The sequence below is a fragment of the Cupriavidus sp. 21MJTG02-4 genome, from assembly GCF_057798975.1.
Genome location: NZ_JBYOJP010000015.1, coordinates 131,232 through 147,317 on the forward strand (window position 1 = coordinate 131,232; position 16,086 = coordinate 147,317).

15 protein-coding genes are annotated in these 16,086 nt (G+C 68.2%); 6 read left to right on the plus strand and 9 right to left on the minus strand.

The annotated features are described in order from the left end of the window. Positions 1-41: 41 nt before the first annotated feature. The 3 genes from AC3FKH_RS25985 to AC3FKH_RS25995 all read left to right on the plus strand — a co-directional run bounded on the left by AC3FKH_RS25985 (position 42) and on the right by AC3FKH_RS25995 (position 2,696). The gene (locus tag AC3FKH_RS25985; RefSeq protein ID WP_488678642.1) at positions 42-833 is read left to right on the plus strand and encodes a heme/hemin ABC transporter substrate-binding protein; all 792 of its coding nucleotides are present in this window, start codon (positions 42-44) and stop codon (positions 831-833) included. Positions 834-967: 134 nt separating this feature from the next. Next, positions 968-1,915: a FecCD family ABC transporter permease gene (locus AC3FKH_RS25990; RefSeq protein WP_488678643.1), complete on the plus strand. Its 948-nt coding sequence runs from the start codon at positions 968-970 to the stop codon at positions 1,913-1,915. A gap of 1 nt (position 1,916) precedes the next feature. Then, the gene (locus tag AC3FKH_RS25995; protein ID WP_488678596.1) at positions 1,917-2,696 is read left to right on the plus strand and encodes a heme ABC transporter ATP-binding protein; all 780 of its coding nucleotides are present in this window, start codon (positions 1,917-1,919) and stop codon (positions 2,694-2,696) included. Between the two features lie 33 nt (positions 2,697-2,729). Here AC3FKH_RS25995 and AC3FKH_RS26000 read toward each other — a convergent pair whose 3' ends face one another. From AC3FKH_RS26000 to AC3FKH_RS26010, 3 genes are all read right to left on the minus strand, one after another. Next, complete coding sequence (locus AC3FKH_RS26000; protein ID WP_488678597.1) at positions 2,730-3,356, minus strand: DNA-3-methyladenine glycosylase I; 627 nt, start codon at positions 3,354-3,356, stop codon at positions 2,730-2,732. Between the two features lie 133 nt (positions 3,357-3,489). Further along, the gene (locus AC3FKH_RS26005; protein ID WP_488678598.1) at positions 3,490-4,485 is read right to left on the minus strand and encodes a hypothetical protein; all 996 of its coding nucleotides are present in this window, start codon (positions 4,483-4,485) and stop codon (positions 3,490-3,492) included. 159 nt (positions 4,486-4,644) lie between these two features. Beyond that, complete coding sequence (locus AC3FKH_RS26010) at positions 4,645-5,046, minus strand: hypothetical protein (protein ID WP_488678599.1); 402 nt, start codon at positions 5,044-5,046, stop codon at positions 4,645-4,647. A gap of 180 nt (positions 5,047-5,226) precedes the next feature. On the opposite strand from AC3FKH_RS26010, the gene AC3FKH_RS26015 reads away from it, so the two are divergent. Next, the gene (locus tag AC3FKH_RS26015; protein WP_488678600.1) at positions 5,227-6,114 is read left to right on the plus strand and encodes a DODA-type extradiol aromatic ring-opening family dioxygenase; all 888 of its coding nucleotides are present in this window, start codon (positions 5,227-5,229) and stop codon (positions 6,112-6,114) included. A 3-nt stretch (positions 6,115-6,117) separates the two neighbouring features. Here AC3FKH_RS26015 and AC3FKH_RS26020 read toward each other — a convergent pair whose 3' ends face one another. The 5 genes from AC3FKH_RS26020 to AC3FKH_RS26040 all read right to left on the minus strand — a co-directional run bounded on the left by AC3FKH_RS26020 (position 6,118) and on the right by AC3FKH_RS26040 (position 10,024). Further along, entirely contained in the window at positions 6,118-7,239 is a 1,122-nt protein-coding gene (locus tag AC3FKH_RS26020) for an MFS transporter (protein ID WP_488678644.1), read from the minus strand. 193 nt (positions 7,240-7,432) lie between these two features. Next, positions 7,433-8,710: an MFS transporter gene (locus AC3FKH_RS26025; protein WP_488678601.1), complete on the minus strand. Its 1,278-nt coding sequence runs from the start codon at positions 8,708-8,710 to the stop codon at positions 7,433-7,435. Between the two features lie 78 nt (positions 8,711-8,788). Continuing rightward, on the minus strand, positions 8,789-9,199 hold the full coding sequence (locus tag AC3FKH_RS26030) for a VOC family protein (RefSeq protein WP_488678602.1): 411 nt from the start codon (positions 9,197-9,199) through the stop codon (positions 8,789-8,791). Between the two features lie 21 nt (positions 9,200-9,220). After that, a complete protein-coding gene (locus AC3FKH_RS26035; RefSeq protein ID WP_488678603.1) occupies positions 9,221-9,571 on the minus strand; it encodes a GFA family protein in 351 nt (116 codons plus the stop codon). Between the two features lie 33 nt (positions 9,572-9,604). Continuing rightward, the gene (locus AC3FKH_RS26040) at positions 9,605-10,024 is read right to left on the minus strand and encodes a GNAT family acetyltransferase (protein WP_488678605.1); all 420 of its coding nucleotides are present in this window, start codon (positions 10,022-10,024) and stop codon (positions 9,605-9,607) included. A gap of 125 nt (positions 10,025-10,149) precedes the next feature. Here AC3FKH_RS26040 and AC3FKH_RS26045 point away from each other — a divergent pair, with 125 nt between their 5' ends. Continuing rightward, entirely contained in the window at positions 10,150-10,761 is a 612-nt protein-coding gene (locus AC3FKH_RS26045) for an HD domain-containing protein (RefSeq protein WP_276098835.1), read from the plus strand. A gap of 43 nt (positions 10,762-10,804) precedes the next feature. On the opposite strand, the gene AC3FKH_RS26050 is transcribed toward AC3FKH_RS26045, so the two are convergent. Continuing rightward, complete coding sequence (locus AC3FKH_RS26050; RefSeq protein ID WP_488678606.1) at positions 10,805-14,398, minus strand: indolepyruvate ferredoxin oxidoreductase family protein; 3,594 nt, start codon at positions 14,396-14,398, stop codon at positions 10,805-10,807. Positions 14,399-14,743: 345 nt separating this feature from the next. Here AC3FKH_RS26050 and AC3FKH_RS26055 point away from each other — a divergent pair, with 345 nt between their 5' ends. Continuing rightward, positions 14,744-16,012 carry an NYN domain-containing protein gene (locus AC3FKH_RS26055; RefSeq protein ID WP_488678607.1) on the plus strand — a complete coding sequence of 423 codons (1,269 nt, stop codon included), beginning with the start codon at positions 14,744-14,746 and terminating at the stop codon, positions 16,010-16,012. The last annotated feature ends 74 nt before the right edge of the window (positions 16,013-16,086 follow it).

The window sequence follows — 16,086 nt, forward strand, 5'->3', positions numbered from 1 at the left end:
TGCTGGGCGCGTTGCCCGTGCTGGCGCTGGCCCGGCCAGGCATGGCCGGTGCGGCGGCGCCCGCACGCGTCGTGGGCCTGGGCGGCCCCGTTACGGAGATCGTCTATGCGCTCGATGCCGGCACCAGCCTGGTGGGCGCGGATTCTTCGAGCGTCTATCCGCCCGCGGCGCTGAAGCTGCCGCGGGTCGGCTACTACCGCGCCTTCTCGGTCGAAGGCGTGGCGAGCCTCAAGCCCAGCCTGGTGCTGGCCTCGGACCAGAGCGGCCCGCCGCAAGCGCTGGAGCAGCTGGGCAAGCTCGGCGCGAAAGTCGTGGTGGTGCCGTCCGACCCCACGCTCGATGCGCTCGACCAGCGCATTCGCGCGGTGGCGGCCTCGCTCGATATCGCCCCGCGCGGCGAAGCGCTGGTCGAGCGCATCCATGCGCAGCTGCGCGACGTCCATCCGGCCGGGCGCGGCCAGCGCGTGCTGTTGGTGAGCAGCCATACCGGCAAGCTGCTCGCGGCCGGCGGCGATACCGCGGGCTCGGCCATGGTCAGGCTCGTCGGCGCCGACAACGTGCTGGCTTCGCAGAGCGGCTACAAGCCGTTCTCGTCGGAGGCGGCGGCCTCGCTGCGGCCGGACGTGATCATCACCACGACGCTGTCGGTCAACGCGAGCGGCGGCCTGGATGCTTTCCTGGCGCAAGGCGGCCTGAACATGACGCCGGCCGCGCGCGCCAGGCGCGTGGTAGTGATGGACGACCTGCTGCTGCTTGGCTTCGGCCCGCGCTTGCCCGAGGCGCTGCGCCAGCTTTCGGCAGGCCTCGCCGCCAAGGGTTCGCCGGCGCGCTGAGCCCGAGTTCCCCGCTTTTCTCCGACGCCCCCAATCCGACAGGTTCACGCGTGAGTTCCGTCCGTTCCCTGATGTTCCGCCTGCACGGCTGGCGGCGGCCATCGCCAGCCCACGTCTTCGTGGCGCTGTGCGCGCTGCTGGCCATCACCGCGCTTGGTGCCGCCGCGAGTGGCGCGATGCCGATCCCGCGCGCGCAGATCCCGCGTGTCTTGTGGTCTCCCGATGCCGATGGCGAGGCGGCGGTCTGGCGCAGCGTGCTGCTGGAGGTGCGCCTGCCGCGCATCGTGCTGGCGATGACGGCCGGTGCGGCGCTGGCGTTGTCCGGCGCGGTAATGCAGGCGCTGTTCCGCAACCCGCTGGCGGAGCCGGGCCTGATCGGCATTTCCCTCGGGGGCGCGGCCGGGGCCGTTGCGGCCATCGTGCTGGGCGCCGAAGGGCTGGTCGCGATTGCGCCGGCGGCCTTCGCCGGCAGCCTGGCTGCTACCGCGCTCGCATACCGGCTGGGCAGCCGGCGCGCCGGCATGGCCAACCTGCTGCTGGCCGGCGTGGCCATCAATGCGATCTGCGCCAGCGTGGTCGGCTTCTTCACCTACCAGGCCAGCGACGTGCAACTGCGCAACCTGACCTTCTGGAACCTCGGCAGCCTGGCCGGCGCGACCTGGGACATGCTCGCGTGGCTGGTGCCGCTGGTTGTTGTGCTCGGCGCGCTGCTGGTGCGCGACTGGCGCGCGCTGAACGCGCTGCTGCTGGGCGAGCGCGAGGCCCTGCATCTTGGCTTCGACCTCGCGCGCCTGCGCCGTCGCCTCGTGGTGCTGACCGCGCTGCTGGTGGGCCCGGTGGTGGCGGTGACGGGAACCATCGGCTTTGTCGGGCTGGTGGTGCCGCACCTGATCCGGCTGCCATTGGGCGCCGACCATCGCTGGCTGCTGCCGAACGCGCTGGCCGGCGGAGCCATGGCGCTGACGCTGGCCGACTGGCTTGCTCGCGTCGCGGTCATTCCGGCCGAACTGCCCATCGGCATTGTCACGAGCCTGGTGGGCGGACCGTTCCTGTTGTGGATGCTGTCGCGAAAGGGGGGCTGAGATGCTGTCTTCCCGTGGACTGATCTGCGACCGCGGCACGCGCCGCGTGCTCGACGGCATCGACCTGGACCTGCACGCCGGCGAAGTGCTGGGCGTGCTCGGCGCGAACGGCGCTGGCAAGACCACCTTGCTGGCGACACTGGCCGGCGAGATGGAGGCGAGCGGCGGCACCGTCACGCTCGACCACCGGCCGCTGCGCGAATGGAAGCCCGCGTGGCTCGCGCGCCGCCGCGCGGTGTTGCCGCAGTCCGCCACGCTTAGCTTCGACCTGTCGGTGCGTGAAGTCGTGGCGATGGGCGCCTATCCGTTTCCGGAGCTGAGCCCCGTCGAAGTGTTCGTGCTGATGGCGCGCGCCTTGCGGCTTGCCGATGCCGGCGCGCTCGGCGCGCGCCGTTACGTGGACTTGTCAGGCGGCGAGCAGCAGCGCGTGCAGTTCGCACGGGCGCTCTTGCAGGTACTTGCCGCGCGCGCGCCGGGCCAGTACCGCGCGCTCTTTCTCGACGAGCCGACTTCCAGCCTCGATCCGCGCCACCAGCTCCTGCTGCTGCAGGCCGTGCGGGCGTTGAGCCGCGAGGAGGGGCTGGCGGTGCTGGTCGTGCTGCACGACGTCAACCTTGCGGCGCGGTGGTGCGACCGCCTGCTGCTGCTTTCAAACGGCCGCACGGTAGCGCACGACGTGCCGGCGCAGGCGCTGACGCCGCAGACCCTCGAAAGCGTCTACTCGCTGCCCGCGCAGGTGTCGGCGGGGGATTTCCCGGCGGTGACGATCAGCCTGCCCTGAACACGCGCCGGGCAGGTCGCTGTCCAGGGTCGATCAACGCGGCACCTTGAACGCCTTGCGCGCGCGCAGTGCTTCGGCGCGGGCCCAGCAGCCGTCCTGGTGGTCGTTGACGAGCCCCATCGCCTGCATCAGCGCGTACATCGTGGTCGGCCCGACAAAGCGCCAGCCGCGCCGCTTCAGGTCCCTGGACAGCGCCGAAGATTCCGGCGAGGTCGCCATGGTGCGCAGGACTTCCGGCGTCAGCACCTTGGGCCGGCTGTCCGGGTCGGGCTCGTAGCGCCAGAAGTAGGCCGCCAGCGACGATTCCGTTTCGAGCAGTTCCGCCGCCCGCTGCGCATTGTTGATGGCGGCTTCGATCTTGCCGCGGTGGCGCACGATGCCGGCATCGCCGAGCAGGCGCTGGATATCGCGCTCGCCAAAGCGGGCCACCTTCTCGATGTCGAAATTGGCGAACGCCTTGCGGAAGGACTCGCGCTTGCGCAGGATGGTCAGCCAGCTCAGCCCGGCCTGGAAGCCCTCAAGGCAGAGCTTCTCGAACAGCCGGCGATCATCGTCGACCGGATAGCCCCATTCGTTGTCGTGGTAGTGGCAGTAGTCTTCCAGCGTGCCGCACCAGCCGCAGCGCACGCGTTCCGCGGCGGCTTCCTGTTTGCTTGTCATGCGTGCCTTTCCATGGCCCGGGGTTTGTCATCTGGCGGCCGCTTGCGCGGTGCCGGCATCAGCCGGTGATCATGCACCGGGCCGACCGTTTGCGGAAGGCCGGAATCGGACATGCGGCTCGCCGCGATGGGGCTCAGAAGCTTGCCGCGAGCCCGAGCGATACGCCCGATACGTTGTTGCCGAACACATACCGCACCACCGCCCGGATCCGGGTCACGAAGACCTCATGGGCACTGGTGTCGAGTTCCAGTCCGGTGCCCAGCGTGGTCAGGTAATTGAAGCCGAGTACGCCAGCCTGGCTGCCGAGGTAGTGCGAATGCGACAGCTCCAGCACGTAGCGGACGGGGCGGTCCAGCGCGCGCAGGCCGGTCGGCGCACGCCAGCGGGCGTACAGGTTGGCGGTTTGCGCGGTGGCCGTGCCCGTCACGCCGGAGGATGAGCCGCCAAAGCTCTGCAGGTGGATATTGGTGTAGCGCAGTTCCAGGTCGATCTCGTGGGTATCGCGGTAGTGCTCCCAGTCGAGCATGACGGAGCCGCCGAGGCCGTAGGCGTTCAGGGATCCGTGCTCAAGGAAATTGATGCTGGCATCGGTGTTCCGCTCGATCAGGAGTTCGCCCACGCGGAGGTCGCTGGAGACGTTGCCGAGCGAAGCGTTGAAAATGGGCCGGAACACCAGTTCCTTGTTCTCGGTCAGCGGGAAGTCCCATCCGACGCCGATGGTCCCGGAAAACGTGTTCCACCTGACCGGCAGCGGACGGGATTCGGCGCCCCGGGTGGCGACGAAGGTCGGGTCGTAGCGGCTGTAGGCGATCGCCCCTTCCAGGTAGAGCGGGAACGACTTGCTCCAGGTGAAACCGCCGCCGAGCTGCCACATGAAGACGCCGGGATTTTCGGTAGCTGCGTTGTTGATCGACAAGGAACTGGAAGCCAGGTCCGGCACGACCGAGTACGACATCAGCGTGAGCACGCCGTTGGCATGCTTCTGCACATTGGTGCCGATGACCTGGAAGCCGTTCGAACCCTGCGCCTGTGCCCATGCCTGCCCCGGCATCAGCGAGAGCGAACCCGATAGGGCCAGGCAGGCCGGCAGGGCCGCCGCGACCCTGCGAATTTGCTGGAATGCGGACATTCGAGTTGCCGGGTAGGGTTTCGAATCCGGCGCCGTGCTGCGCGCGCCTCACCGGTGGAGCATTCTAGCTAGGGATGATGCCTGCTGTATGAGGTCTGGTGCGCCTGCACGAATCTTTTCAGATCACCCGTTGCAAGGTTTCACATGGACGCTGCGCGGCTATCCCGCAGGGCGGCGGCGTGGCGGACTGGATGCCGGGTCCGGCTCGGCCTGCGGCGGCAGCGCGGCGCGCTTGCGCGTGAACCACAGCAGCGCGGCGCTGGCCAGCCACCCGGCGACGAATACCGTGTCTCCGGCATGGTTGATCCAGTAGGACGCGCCGGGCGTGCCGAAGACGGCATACAGGACGGTGGCCGGCATCCGCGCGGCAATCCATAGCGCGACAGCCGGCGCGCTGGCATAGGCGCCGGGCCGCCACCAAGGGGCGGGAATGGGTGCGGGCCGCCTGTGGCGGCGCGGATTGCGCTGGACCACGAAGATCTCCCTCTGGCGGGGTGCTGGCTGGCGGCGTGCGTCGTGGGCCGCGCGCCGGATGAGCCGGAACAGGCTCCTCGCAGGCATCGTATGCCTTCTGCCCGGCCCCCGGGGCACTGGGACGATGCGCTGTGTGGGACACCCCACGATGGCTGAGGCACTTCCATTCAAGTTTTTTGCACGAAGTGTCCGCAAATGCGATCCGCCGGGCAGCCTCTTCTTTGTCAAACTAAGTGCAATCCACGAAATGCTTTGAAGGTGAGTGCCATGCTTCCCTCGATCTACGTCTCCCACGGTTCGCCCATGCTGGCGATCGACCCGGGCCCGACCGGGGCCATTTTCGACACGCTCGGCGCCAGCCTGCGCGCGCAGCGGCCGCGCGCGGTGCTGGTGATCTCGGCGCACTGGATCTACAGCACGCTGGCGGTCAGCACGCGTGAACGGCAGGAGGCGTGGCACGACTTCGGCGGGTTTCCGCGTGAGCTGTATGCGCTGCGCTATGACGCACCGGGCTCGCCCCAGTTGGCCGCGCGCGTCAAGGCGCTGGTCGAAGCCGCACACATTCCGGGCGCGGGCTTTGTCGGCTTTGACGAAGAGCGCCCGCTGGACCATGGCGCCTGGATGCCGATGCGCCACTTTGTCCCCGATGCCGACATCCCCGTGGTGCAACTGGCGCTGAACCCGTACCTGTCGCCGGCCGTGCAGATCGAGATCGGCCGCGCGCTGGCGCCGCTGCGCGACGAAGGCGTGCTGGTGCTCGCCTCGGGCAGCTTCACGCACAACCTGCAGGAAGTATTCGGCGGCGGCCGGCGCGCCCAGCACGGCCCCGCGACGGAGCCGTATGTCGATGCCTTCCGCAACTGGATGCTCGACGCGCTCGACGAGGCGCTGGCGACCGGCGATACCAGCCGCATCGCCGATTACCGTGCCCAGGCGCCGCACGCGCGCCGCGCGCATCCGACCGACGAGCATTTGCTGCCGTTCTACGTGGCGCTAGGGGCCGCGCTGGGCCCGCGCGAGGCCGGCACGGCACAAGCGCCCGCGGATGTGGCGCGCGTTGCGGACGAAGTGACGTACGGCGTGCTGGCCATGGACACCTTCGTGTTCAACGGCCAGGGTGTTGGTGCACAGCCGCCGGTGCGGGCTGCCGCCTGAGTTCTACCGTTTGCGCGCAGGCAGGTAGCGCCGCGCCGAGCGGGCGCCTGCCAGCGCGATCCAGCCCATGGTCAGCGCCACCACGGCCAGCCCGGCGCGCAGGCTGGCCAGGTGCGCCACGCCGCCGAGCAGCACCGGGCCCAGCAGCAGGCCCAGGTACGCAAAGCGCGCGACGCGCGCGATCGCCTCGGCCGGGGCCACGCCCGGCAGGCGCGACGCCGCCACGAAGAAGATCGGCACCATATTGGCCGCCCCCAGCCCCATCAGGCTGAAGCCCACCAGCGCCGCCACCGGCACCGGCACGGCCAGCGCCAGCACGATGCCGGCAAAGCCCAGCCAGGCGCTGGCGGTCAGCGTGCCGGCTTCGCCGAAGCGCGCGCGCAGGCGGTCGCCGCCGAAGCGTCCGCAAGCCATCCCGCCCGAAAACGCCGCATAGCCAAAGCTGATCCAGTCCGTCGGCGCCATGGCGACCTCCCGCATGTAGACGCTGGACCAGTCGTACATCGCGCCTTCGCCGATCAGTCCCAGGAACGCCAGCAGGCCGAGCAGCCACAGCGCGCGCACCGCGTGGTCCCGATGGTGTCCGGCCGTCGGCAGCACCGGATGGTCGGCCAGCAGCCCCGGCGCCGTACCAAGAGCGATAGCGGCGGTCAGGCCCGCCATCATCGCGGCATGGACCAGCGGCGGCACGCCCAGGGACAGCATCAGCCCGCCAAACGTGGCGCCGGCCATGCCGCCCAGGCTGAACATGCCGTGCAGCGCCGACATCACGGGCCGGGTGCGGCTCGCCTCCACGGTGGCGGCCTGCGCATTCATGCCCACGTCGAACGCCGCGTTGGCCATGCCGAAGATCAGCAGGGCGGGCAGCAGCAGGCGGAAGTCCGGCATGGCCAGGATCATCACCGTCGCCAGCGCGTAGGCCAGGCCGCTGGCCATCGATGCCCGCGCGCTGCCCACGCGCGCGACCCAGCGCCCGACCGGTCCCATCGCGGCGATCGCGCCGCCGGCCACGGCCAGCATGGCGATGGACAGCATCGCGTCGGACAGGCCGAAGCGCGCCTTGATGGTGGGGATGTGCACGCCCCACGTCGCGAACGTGGCGCCATTGACGAAGAACAGCGCCATGGTGCCTCGGGTGGCGCGGGACACGCGTTGGGGTGATGCGGCGGGAACGGTGGACGGCGGCGATACGCCGGGACTCGACTCGGACATGGCGGGAACTGCGTGGCGCGCGCGCAAGGCGCGGCCCTTGGCAAAGGGGCCATTGTCCCGCATTGCCGTGAGGGCCGTGTGAAAGGGGAAAGCGCGAAAACGCGCGTCAGTCCATCACGCGCAGCAGGCCGCGCCGGTGCAGCGCGAACGCAAACGACAGCAGGGCCGCCAGCCCCAGCGCCACCATGGCCCACAGCATCAGCCAGTAGCCCCCGGCCGCCCGCCAGAGCAGGGCGCCCAGCCACGGCGAGGCGGCCTGCATCAGCAGCACCGGTGTCATCATCAGGCCGTTAAGGGTGGCGTAGTGATGGCGCGAGATCAGTTCCGGCATGGCCATGGCACGCAGCATGGTGTTGACGCCATTGGCACAGCCGTAGAGCACCGCCGCGACCATCAGCCAGGCACCGTGCCCGAGCGCCATGCACAGCAGGCCGGTGGTCATCAGCGCGTAGACCGGCACGGACAGCCGCACCGGGTGTCGCACCGAAGCGCGCATCATCAGCAGGCGGCCCACCACCTGCGCCGGGCCGATCAGCGCGGCGACCGCGAGCTGCTGGCCCAGTGGCAGGCCTTTTTCGGTCAGCATCGGGATCAGGTGCGCGCCGAGCAGCGACGCCACCATGATCGTTGCCGTGAAGGCCAGCACGACCGCCCAGAACACCGGCTGGCGCAGCGTGGCGCGCGCGATGCCCTGGCCGGCGGCATCGCCCGCAGGCAATGGCGAGGCCGGCTGCACGGCCGCGTAGCTGGCGTGCAGCGTGTAGCGCAGGCGCGCATGCAGCGGCGCGCAGACCAGCAGGTTGAGCGCGGCAAAGCCCACCAGCGTCGGCCGCCAGCCTATCAGCAGCACCAGCCACTGCGCCAGCGGCACGAAGATCGTGCTCGCAAAGCCGGCCATCAGCGTGACCGTGACGATCGGCTTCTGGTAGCCGTCTCCGTACGCCTGGCGCAGCACCACGAAGGCGGGTTCATAGAGCGTGGTGGCCATGGCCAGGCCCAGCGGCACCCACATCAGCAGGAACATCGTGGGAGAGGGCGACCACGCCCACAGCAGGAGCCCGGCCGCCCCCAGCAGCGAGCCGGCGCCCATCACGCGGCGCGCCGGCATGCGGTCCAGCAGCCGGCCCACTGCAAACGAGCATAGCGCCCACACCAGCAGCCCGAGCGAATAGCCGCCGGCCAGGAACGGTTTGGAATAGCCCAGCGTGCGCGTCATGGGCTCGATGAAGACCGTGAAGGCGAAGTACAGCGTGCCCCACGAGATGGTCTCGGTCAGCCCGAGAATCCAGACCAGCCGGCGTGGCGGCGCGGCTGTGCTCGCGGGGTTGGCGTGAACGGAAGGCGGGGCGGATTCCGCGTCGGGCGTGGCGTCGGTTCGGATCATGGCGCGCCCGGCGCATGGGGAGCGGGCGCGGCGGGCTAAGCGGAAATTGTAGCGACCACCGGCGCGCCGTGGTGACGCTCAGGCACTTTCGGCCGGGCCTTTGAGTTCGACCACATTGCCATCCGGATCCTTCAGGTACAGCGACGGCCCCTTGCCCTCGGCGCCGAAGCGCTGCTCCACCGCACCGGTCTCCACGCCGTGGCGTGCCAGCGCGGCACGGATGGCGTCGGCATCGAACGGGTCGATGCGCAGGCAGAAATGGTCAAGGTTGCGGCCCTCCGCGCCGGGGCCCGCGCCGCCGGCGCGGCCAAGCGGGCCGTCGAGCGAGACCAGGTCGACCAGTCCGCTGCCCACGCGCAACTGTGTCAGGCCGAACGCGGGTTGCTCGCGCTCCACGCTGCAGCCAAGGACATCGACGTAGAAACGCCGCAGCCGGTCCACGTCGGCGGTACGCAGCACCAGGTGGTCGATACCGAGGATGCGGAACATGTCAGGCTCCCGGTGCGGCGTTCAGTGGTGCAGGCCGTCGTAGTCGATGACCTTCAGCGCGTCCAGGTCGACGTTGTCGAGGCAGCGCACATTGACCGCCGCCATCGGCTTGCCGTCCTTGTCCTGCCCATCCGCATACGGCCCGCAGCCGCATACCGGGCAGAAGCGGTGCGCGATCTTCATGGTGTTGAAGCGGTAGGTCGACGCGTTTTCTTCCGGCGTCGCGAGCTTGAACTCCAGGCGCGGCACGAACCACAGCAAGTGCCCGCGCCGGCGGCAGATCGAACAGTTGCAGCGGATCACGCTGGGGATGTTGTCGGCCTCTACTTCGAAGGCGATGGCACCGCAATGACAGCTGCCGTGGAAGGTCATGTCGTCTCCTTGTTACCGGTTCTGCTGCAGAGTCTATTGATCGGGAATCAGCCGCTTGCCCAGGCTGACCACCGCATCCGGCGCGTACCCGAGCGTGTTGTAGAAATCGATCACGGCGTCGTTGCCGGCGCGCACCATCAGGTTGATCTTGGGACAGCCGTGCTCAATCAGCAGTTGCTCCGCGCGCGCCATCAGCATGCGTCCGCAGCCCTTGCCCTGGTGCGCGGGATCGACGGCCAGATAGTAGACCCAGCCGCGGTGTCCGTCGAAGCCCACCATCGCGGACGCTACCGGCGCTCCAGACACTTCGCCCACCAGGAACAGTTCAGGCTGCACAGTCAGCTTGCGCGCAATGTCGCGGTAAGGGTCATTCCATGGACGCGTGAGGCCGCAGGCCCGCCACAGCGCAACGATGGCTTCAGTATCTTCTTCGCGGAACGAACGGATCAGCATGCAGGGATGGTGCGTCGCATCAATCGGCGCATTGTTCAGTTTTTGACAGTGTAGCCGCGCGGCCGGTGACACAATGCCTGCACAGCATCCAGACCACAGGCGACCCCGCCGCCAAGGAGACAAGCATGAGCGACACCCATGTGCCCGCGCACGCCACTTTCAGCCACATGGAGCACGGCACCCGTGAAGACTGGGCCGCCATCTCCGCCGAGTTCATGCCGTTCGCCAAGGCCTTGCCGGATCGCGTGCTCGCACACCTGCGCCTGCTCGAAGGCGATTGCGGCGGCTTCCCCGTGGACCGCCTCACGCACTCGCTGCAGACCGCCACGCTCGCGCACCGCGATGGGCGCGATGAGGAATACGTGGTGTGTGCCCTGCTGCATGACATCGGCGACACGCTCGGCAGTTACAACCACCCCGATATCGCTGCTGCGATCCTCAAGCCCTTCGTCAGCGCGGAGAACCTGTGGATGGTCGAGAAGCATGGTGTGTTCCAGGGCTACTACTTCTTCCATCACCTCGGGCTGGACCGCAACCTGCGCGAGCAATTCCGCGACCAGCCCGAACTGTTCGAGCGTACCGCGGAGTTCTGCCAGAAATATGACGCCGCCGCGTTCATGACGGACTACGACACGCTGCCGCTGTCGTTCTTCGAGCCGATGGTGCGGCGCGTGCTTTCCCACCCGCGCAACTCGATGTATGTGAAGCCGGGAGAGAAGGAACTGGCCAAGGCGTAAGGCCGGCGACTGGCAGCGCGGCAGGCGCTGCCAGTCCGGCTGCCTACGCCACGCGCTGCGCCGTCTCCGGATGGCGGAACTGCTCCAGCAGCTTCGCCCAGCGCACACGCACTGCCTTCAGGTTGTTGTCCTTCACATGGCCAAAGCCGCGGATATCATCCGGCAGGTTGGCCAGTGCCACGGCGGTGTCATAGTTGGCCGCATTCAGGCCAGCGGTCAGTTCATCCAGCAACGCACGGTATTCGCCGATCAGCGCGCGTTCCGTACGGCGTTCCTCGGTCTTGCCGAAGATATCGAGCATGCCGCCACGTAGCCCCTTCATCCTGGCGAGCACACGGAACAGCGTCATCGTCGACGGGCCGAACTTGCGCTTGACCAATTGGCCCTTGTCGTCGCGCTTGGCTGTGGTCGGCGGCGCCAGCCAGAAATTGAGCTGGTAGTCCTTGCCGGGCTCGCCTTCGAACTGCGCGCGCAGCTTGTCCAGGAAGACCGGGTCGGTGTAAAGGCGCGCGACCTCGTACTCGTCCTTGTAGGCCATCAGCTTGGCCAGGCTGCGCGCGGCAGCCTCAGTCAGCGGCAGCGGCTTGCCGCTGCCGGCCAGCGCGCTTTCGGCCGCGCGCACGCGGTCGATGGCTTCGCGGTAGGTGCGTGCGTAGGCCGCATCCTGATAGGCGGTCAGATGCTCGGCGCGGCGGGCGATCAGCTTCTCCAGCAGCGCGCCTGACGACGTCGGCAGCTTTACCACTTCCGCGCCCTCGGCCGATACCTTCAACTTGCCGGTCAGCGACAGCACGTGCTCCGGGTCATGCGCCATGTGGCGGCCCCAGTCGAATGCGGCCTTGTTCTTTTCCACAGCCACGCCGTTGAGTTCGATCGCACGTTCCAGCGCCTGCAGCGTCAGCGGGATCCAGCCTTTCTGCCAGGCATAGCCCAGCACCAGCGGGTTGGTATAGATGGCATCGCCGAGCAGCGCCACGGCCAAAGCGCTCGCGTTGATGAAGTCGCACTGCGCGCCGACCGCGTTGCGGATGTCCTGCTCGGCCGACAGCCCCGGGAATTGCCACTTCGGGTTCTTGATGAACTCGGCGGTCGGCGTCTGCGACGTGTTGACCACCGCGCGCGTGCGGCCCTGCTGCGTCTTCGAGATGACTTCGTCGTTGGCCGAGACGATGGCATCGCAGCCGATGACCAGGTCCGCCTCGCCCATCGCGATGCGCGTGGCATGCAGGTCTTCCGGCCGCGCCGCGAGCTGCACATGCGACAGTACGGCGCCGCCTTTCTGCGCCAGCCCCGCCATGTCGAGCACAGTGACGCCCTTGTTCTCCAGGTGCGCGGCCATGCCGAGCAGGCCGCCGATGGTCACCACGCCCGTGCCGCCCACGCCGGTCACCAGGATGCCGTACGCGCGACGGATCTCGGGCAGCGCAGGCTCAGGCAGCGCGGGCAGGCTGTCCATCGCCACGCCATGCTGCTCGGGCTTGCGCACCTGCGCGCCTTCGGCCGTGATAAAGCTCGGGCAGAAGCCGTTCACGCACGAGAAATCCTTGTTGCACGACGACTGGTTGATCTGCCGCTTGGTGCCGAACTCGGTTTCCAGCGGTTCCACCGACAGGCAGTTGGACTTGACCGAGCAGTCGCCGCAGCCTTCGCAGACCGCATCGTTGATGAAGGCGCGGCGCGGCGGGTCTTCCATGGTGCCGCGCTTGCGGCGGCGCCGCTTCTCGGTGGCGCAGGTCTGGTCGTAGATCAGGATGGTGCAGCCCGGGACCTCGCGCAGTTCGCGCTGGACCGAATCGAGCTGGTCGCGATGGTAGACCGTGATGCCATCCGGCAGCTTGATCGCCGCGTTGTACTTCTCCGGCTGGTCCGTGACGATGACGACCTTCTTCGCGCCTTCGCTGTGGACCTGCCACGCGATGTCCTGCACCGAGAGCTGGCCATCGAGCGGCTGGCCGCCGGTCATGGCCACCGCGTCGTTGTACAGGAGCTTGTAGGTGATGTTGACCCCGGCCGAGATCGATGCGCGGATGGCCAGAAGCCCCGAGTGCATGTAGGTCCCGTCGCCGAGATTGGCGAACACATGCTTGTCGCCGGCAAACGGCGCCTGGCCGATCCACGCCACGCCTTCGCCGCCCATCTGGCTGAAGGTGCTGGTATTGCGGTCCATCCACACCGTCATGTAGTGGCAGCCGATGCCGGCCAGCGCGCGCGAGCCCTCGGGCACGTTGGTCGAGGTATTGTGCGGGCAGCCCGAGCAGAACCACGGCTTGCGCTCCGCCGTCACGCGCGGCGTGGCCAGCGCCTTTTCCTTGGCCTCGATGATCGCTAGCCGCGCAGCGATGCGCGCGCGCACGTCCACCGGCAGGTCGAACTTCTCCAGCCGCGTCGCGATGGCCTTGGCGATGATGGCGGGCGACAGTTCGTAATGCGCCGGCAGCAACCAGTTGTTCTGCGGGATCGACCATTCGCCGCCCGCGTTGTCCTTCTCGTCGAACTTGCCGTAGACCTTGGGCCGCACGTCGTCGCGCCAGTTGTACAGCTCTTCCTTGAGCGCGTACTCCATGATCTGGCGCTTCTCTTCGACCACCAGGATTTCCTGCAGGCCTTCGGCAAACGCGCGCGCGCCATGCGCTTCGAGCGGCCAGACGCAGCCGACCTTGTACAGGCGGATGCCGATCTGCGCGCACATGGCATCGTCCAGGCCCAGGTCGGCCAGCGCCTGGCGCGTATCCAGGTAGGCCTTGCCACCGGTCATGATGCCGAAGCGCGCGTGCGGCGAATCGATCTCGATGCGGTCGATCTTGTTGGCACGCACATAGGCCAGGCCCGCGTACCACTTGTAATCGAGCAGCCGCGCTTCCTGCTCCAGCGGCGGATCGGGCCAGCGGATATTGAGGCCGCCCGGCGGCAGCGCGAAATCCTCGGGCAGCACGATCTGCACGCGATGCGGGTCGAGTTCGACGGACGCGGAAGACTCCACCACATCGGTGACGCATTTCATCGCCACCCATAGCCCCGAGTAGCGGCTCATCGCCCAGCCGTGCAGGCCATAGTCCAGATACTCCTGCACGTTCGACGGATACAGCACCGGCAGGCCGCAGGCCTTGAAGATATGCTCCGACTGGTGCGCGAGCGTCGACGACTTGGCCGAATGGTCATCGCCCGCCAGCACCAGCACGCCGCCGTGGCGCGACGAGCCCGCGGAGTTGGCGTGCTTGAACACGTCGCCGGTGCGGTCCACACCCGGCCCCTTGCCGTACCACATGCCGAACACGCCATCGAACTTCGCATCCGGGTACATGTTGACCTGCTGCGAGCCCCATACCGACGTGGCGGCAAGGTCCTCGTTCAGGCCGGCCTGGAACACGATGTTGTGCGCGGCGAGATGCTTCTTGGCTTTCCACAGCGACTGGTCCAGCGCACCCAGCGGCGACCCGCGATAGCCGGAGATGAAGCCGGCCGTGTTCAGGCCGGCGGCGTGGTCGCGTTCCTGCTGCAGCATCGGCAGGCGTACCAGCGCCTGCGTGCCGCTGATGTAGATGCGGCCACGCTCCAGCGTGTATTTGTCGTCGAGGGAAACGTTAGCGAGCGCGCGGCGGATGGCGTCGCTGACCGGCGTGGTCAGGGGGGCATTCATAGGTGCTCCTCTATGGGGTGTGTGGTCGGGATCACCGACTCCTACATGCGTGGGGCAACCGACCTGAGCCTCTTGTGAAGGGTTCGGCAGATTGTGTCTCTGCGGGGCATGGTAGCACCGCTGAATTTGCCGGGGCACCTTGCATTGCAGCAAAACCGGTACCCCGCCGGCCCGTGGTTTCCCGTATGGACAGGGCTTCACGTGTACACTGCGATGCATCCAACGCGGCGCCCGCATGCACTACGATGTGGCCCAAGGCGCCCCTGTGACGGACCGGCGCGCGCGGGTCCGGTGCAACCTCCACCCGGCAACCTGGCCGGGAATCTCCTCCGAGCAGGACAGAACATGACCAACTCCCCCCGCCAAGGCACCGCGACCCTGGCCGTACTGATCGACGCCGACAACGCGGCGCCCGCCATCATCGAAGGCCTGCTGGCCGAAGTCGCCAAATTCGGCGTGGCCGCCGTCAAGCGCATCTACGGCGACTGGACCAAGTCCAACCTGTCGGGCTGGAAGGATTGCCTGCTGTCGCACTCGATCCAGCCGATCCAGCAGTTCCGCTACACGGTTGGCAAGAACGCCACCGACAGCGCGATGATCATCGACGCCATGGACCTGCTGTACACCGAACGCTTCGACGGCTTCTGCCTGGTGTCGAGCGACAGCGACTTCACGCGCCTGGCTTCGCGCATCCGCGAACAGGGGCTGACGGTCTATGGCTTTGGCGAACGCAAGACGCCCAAGCCGTTCGTGACGGCGTGCGACCGGTTTATCTATTCCGACGTGCTGCGCGCCGAAACCGAGGTGGACGAGGCGGCGCCGCCGCCGCGCCGCCGCAGCACCGGCGAACTGCGCCAGGATTCGCGCCTGGTGCGGCTGCTGCAGAGCGCGTCGCAGGCGGTATCGGATGAAGACGGCTGGTCGACGCTCGGCGGCATGGGCAACCACATCGCCAAGCAGGCCCCGGAGTTCGATTCGCGCAACTACGGCTACGGCAAGCTATCGGAACTGGTGGTCGCCACCGGCCTGTTCGAGGTCGAGACGCGCAACGGCGGCAACAACAAGACCATCTGGGTGCGGTTGAAGAAGCGCGGCAAGGGCGGCCAGGACGGCGATGGCCGCGCTGTTGCGGGCCAGCGTCAGCCGGATAAGCAGCAAGGCCAGCCGCAGCAGCAGCCGCAGCAATCCCAGTCTGCGCCGCGGCCGGACAATCGCCGGCCGGTGGCGCAGGTGGAAGCCGTGGCGGCCCCGGTTTCCGTGCCCGAACCGGAACCTGTGGTGGTGGCTGTGGAAGTGGCTCCGGTTGCTCCGGAGGCCGTACCTGAACCTGCGCCCGCGCCGGTTGCAGAACTTCAGGCTCCGGTCGTCGCGGATGTCGTTCAGGAGGAACCGGCTGCTCCGGCCAGGAAGACCCGCAAGCGGGCGCCGCGTCGGCCGGACGTGAGCCTCAGCGAGACGCCCTGGCCGATCGACCAATCCGTTTTCGCTGCACCCGGGGATACGGTCTTGACCGCGCAGGTGCAGGAAGCGTTTGAAGGGTTTGCCGAAGCACCGGCGGTGGTCGAAGAAGAAGCCAAGCCTGCAAGGAAGCCACGCAGGAAGGCGAAGGCCTGAACGTCGAGGCGTGGGGGGGGGGGGGGCGGGGGGCCCCGTTTTGTCCCCCGGGGGGGTGTGGGGTTCAGGGCGCA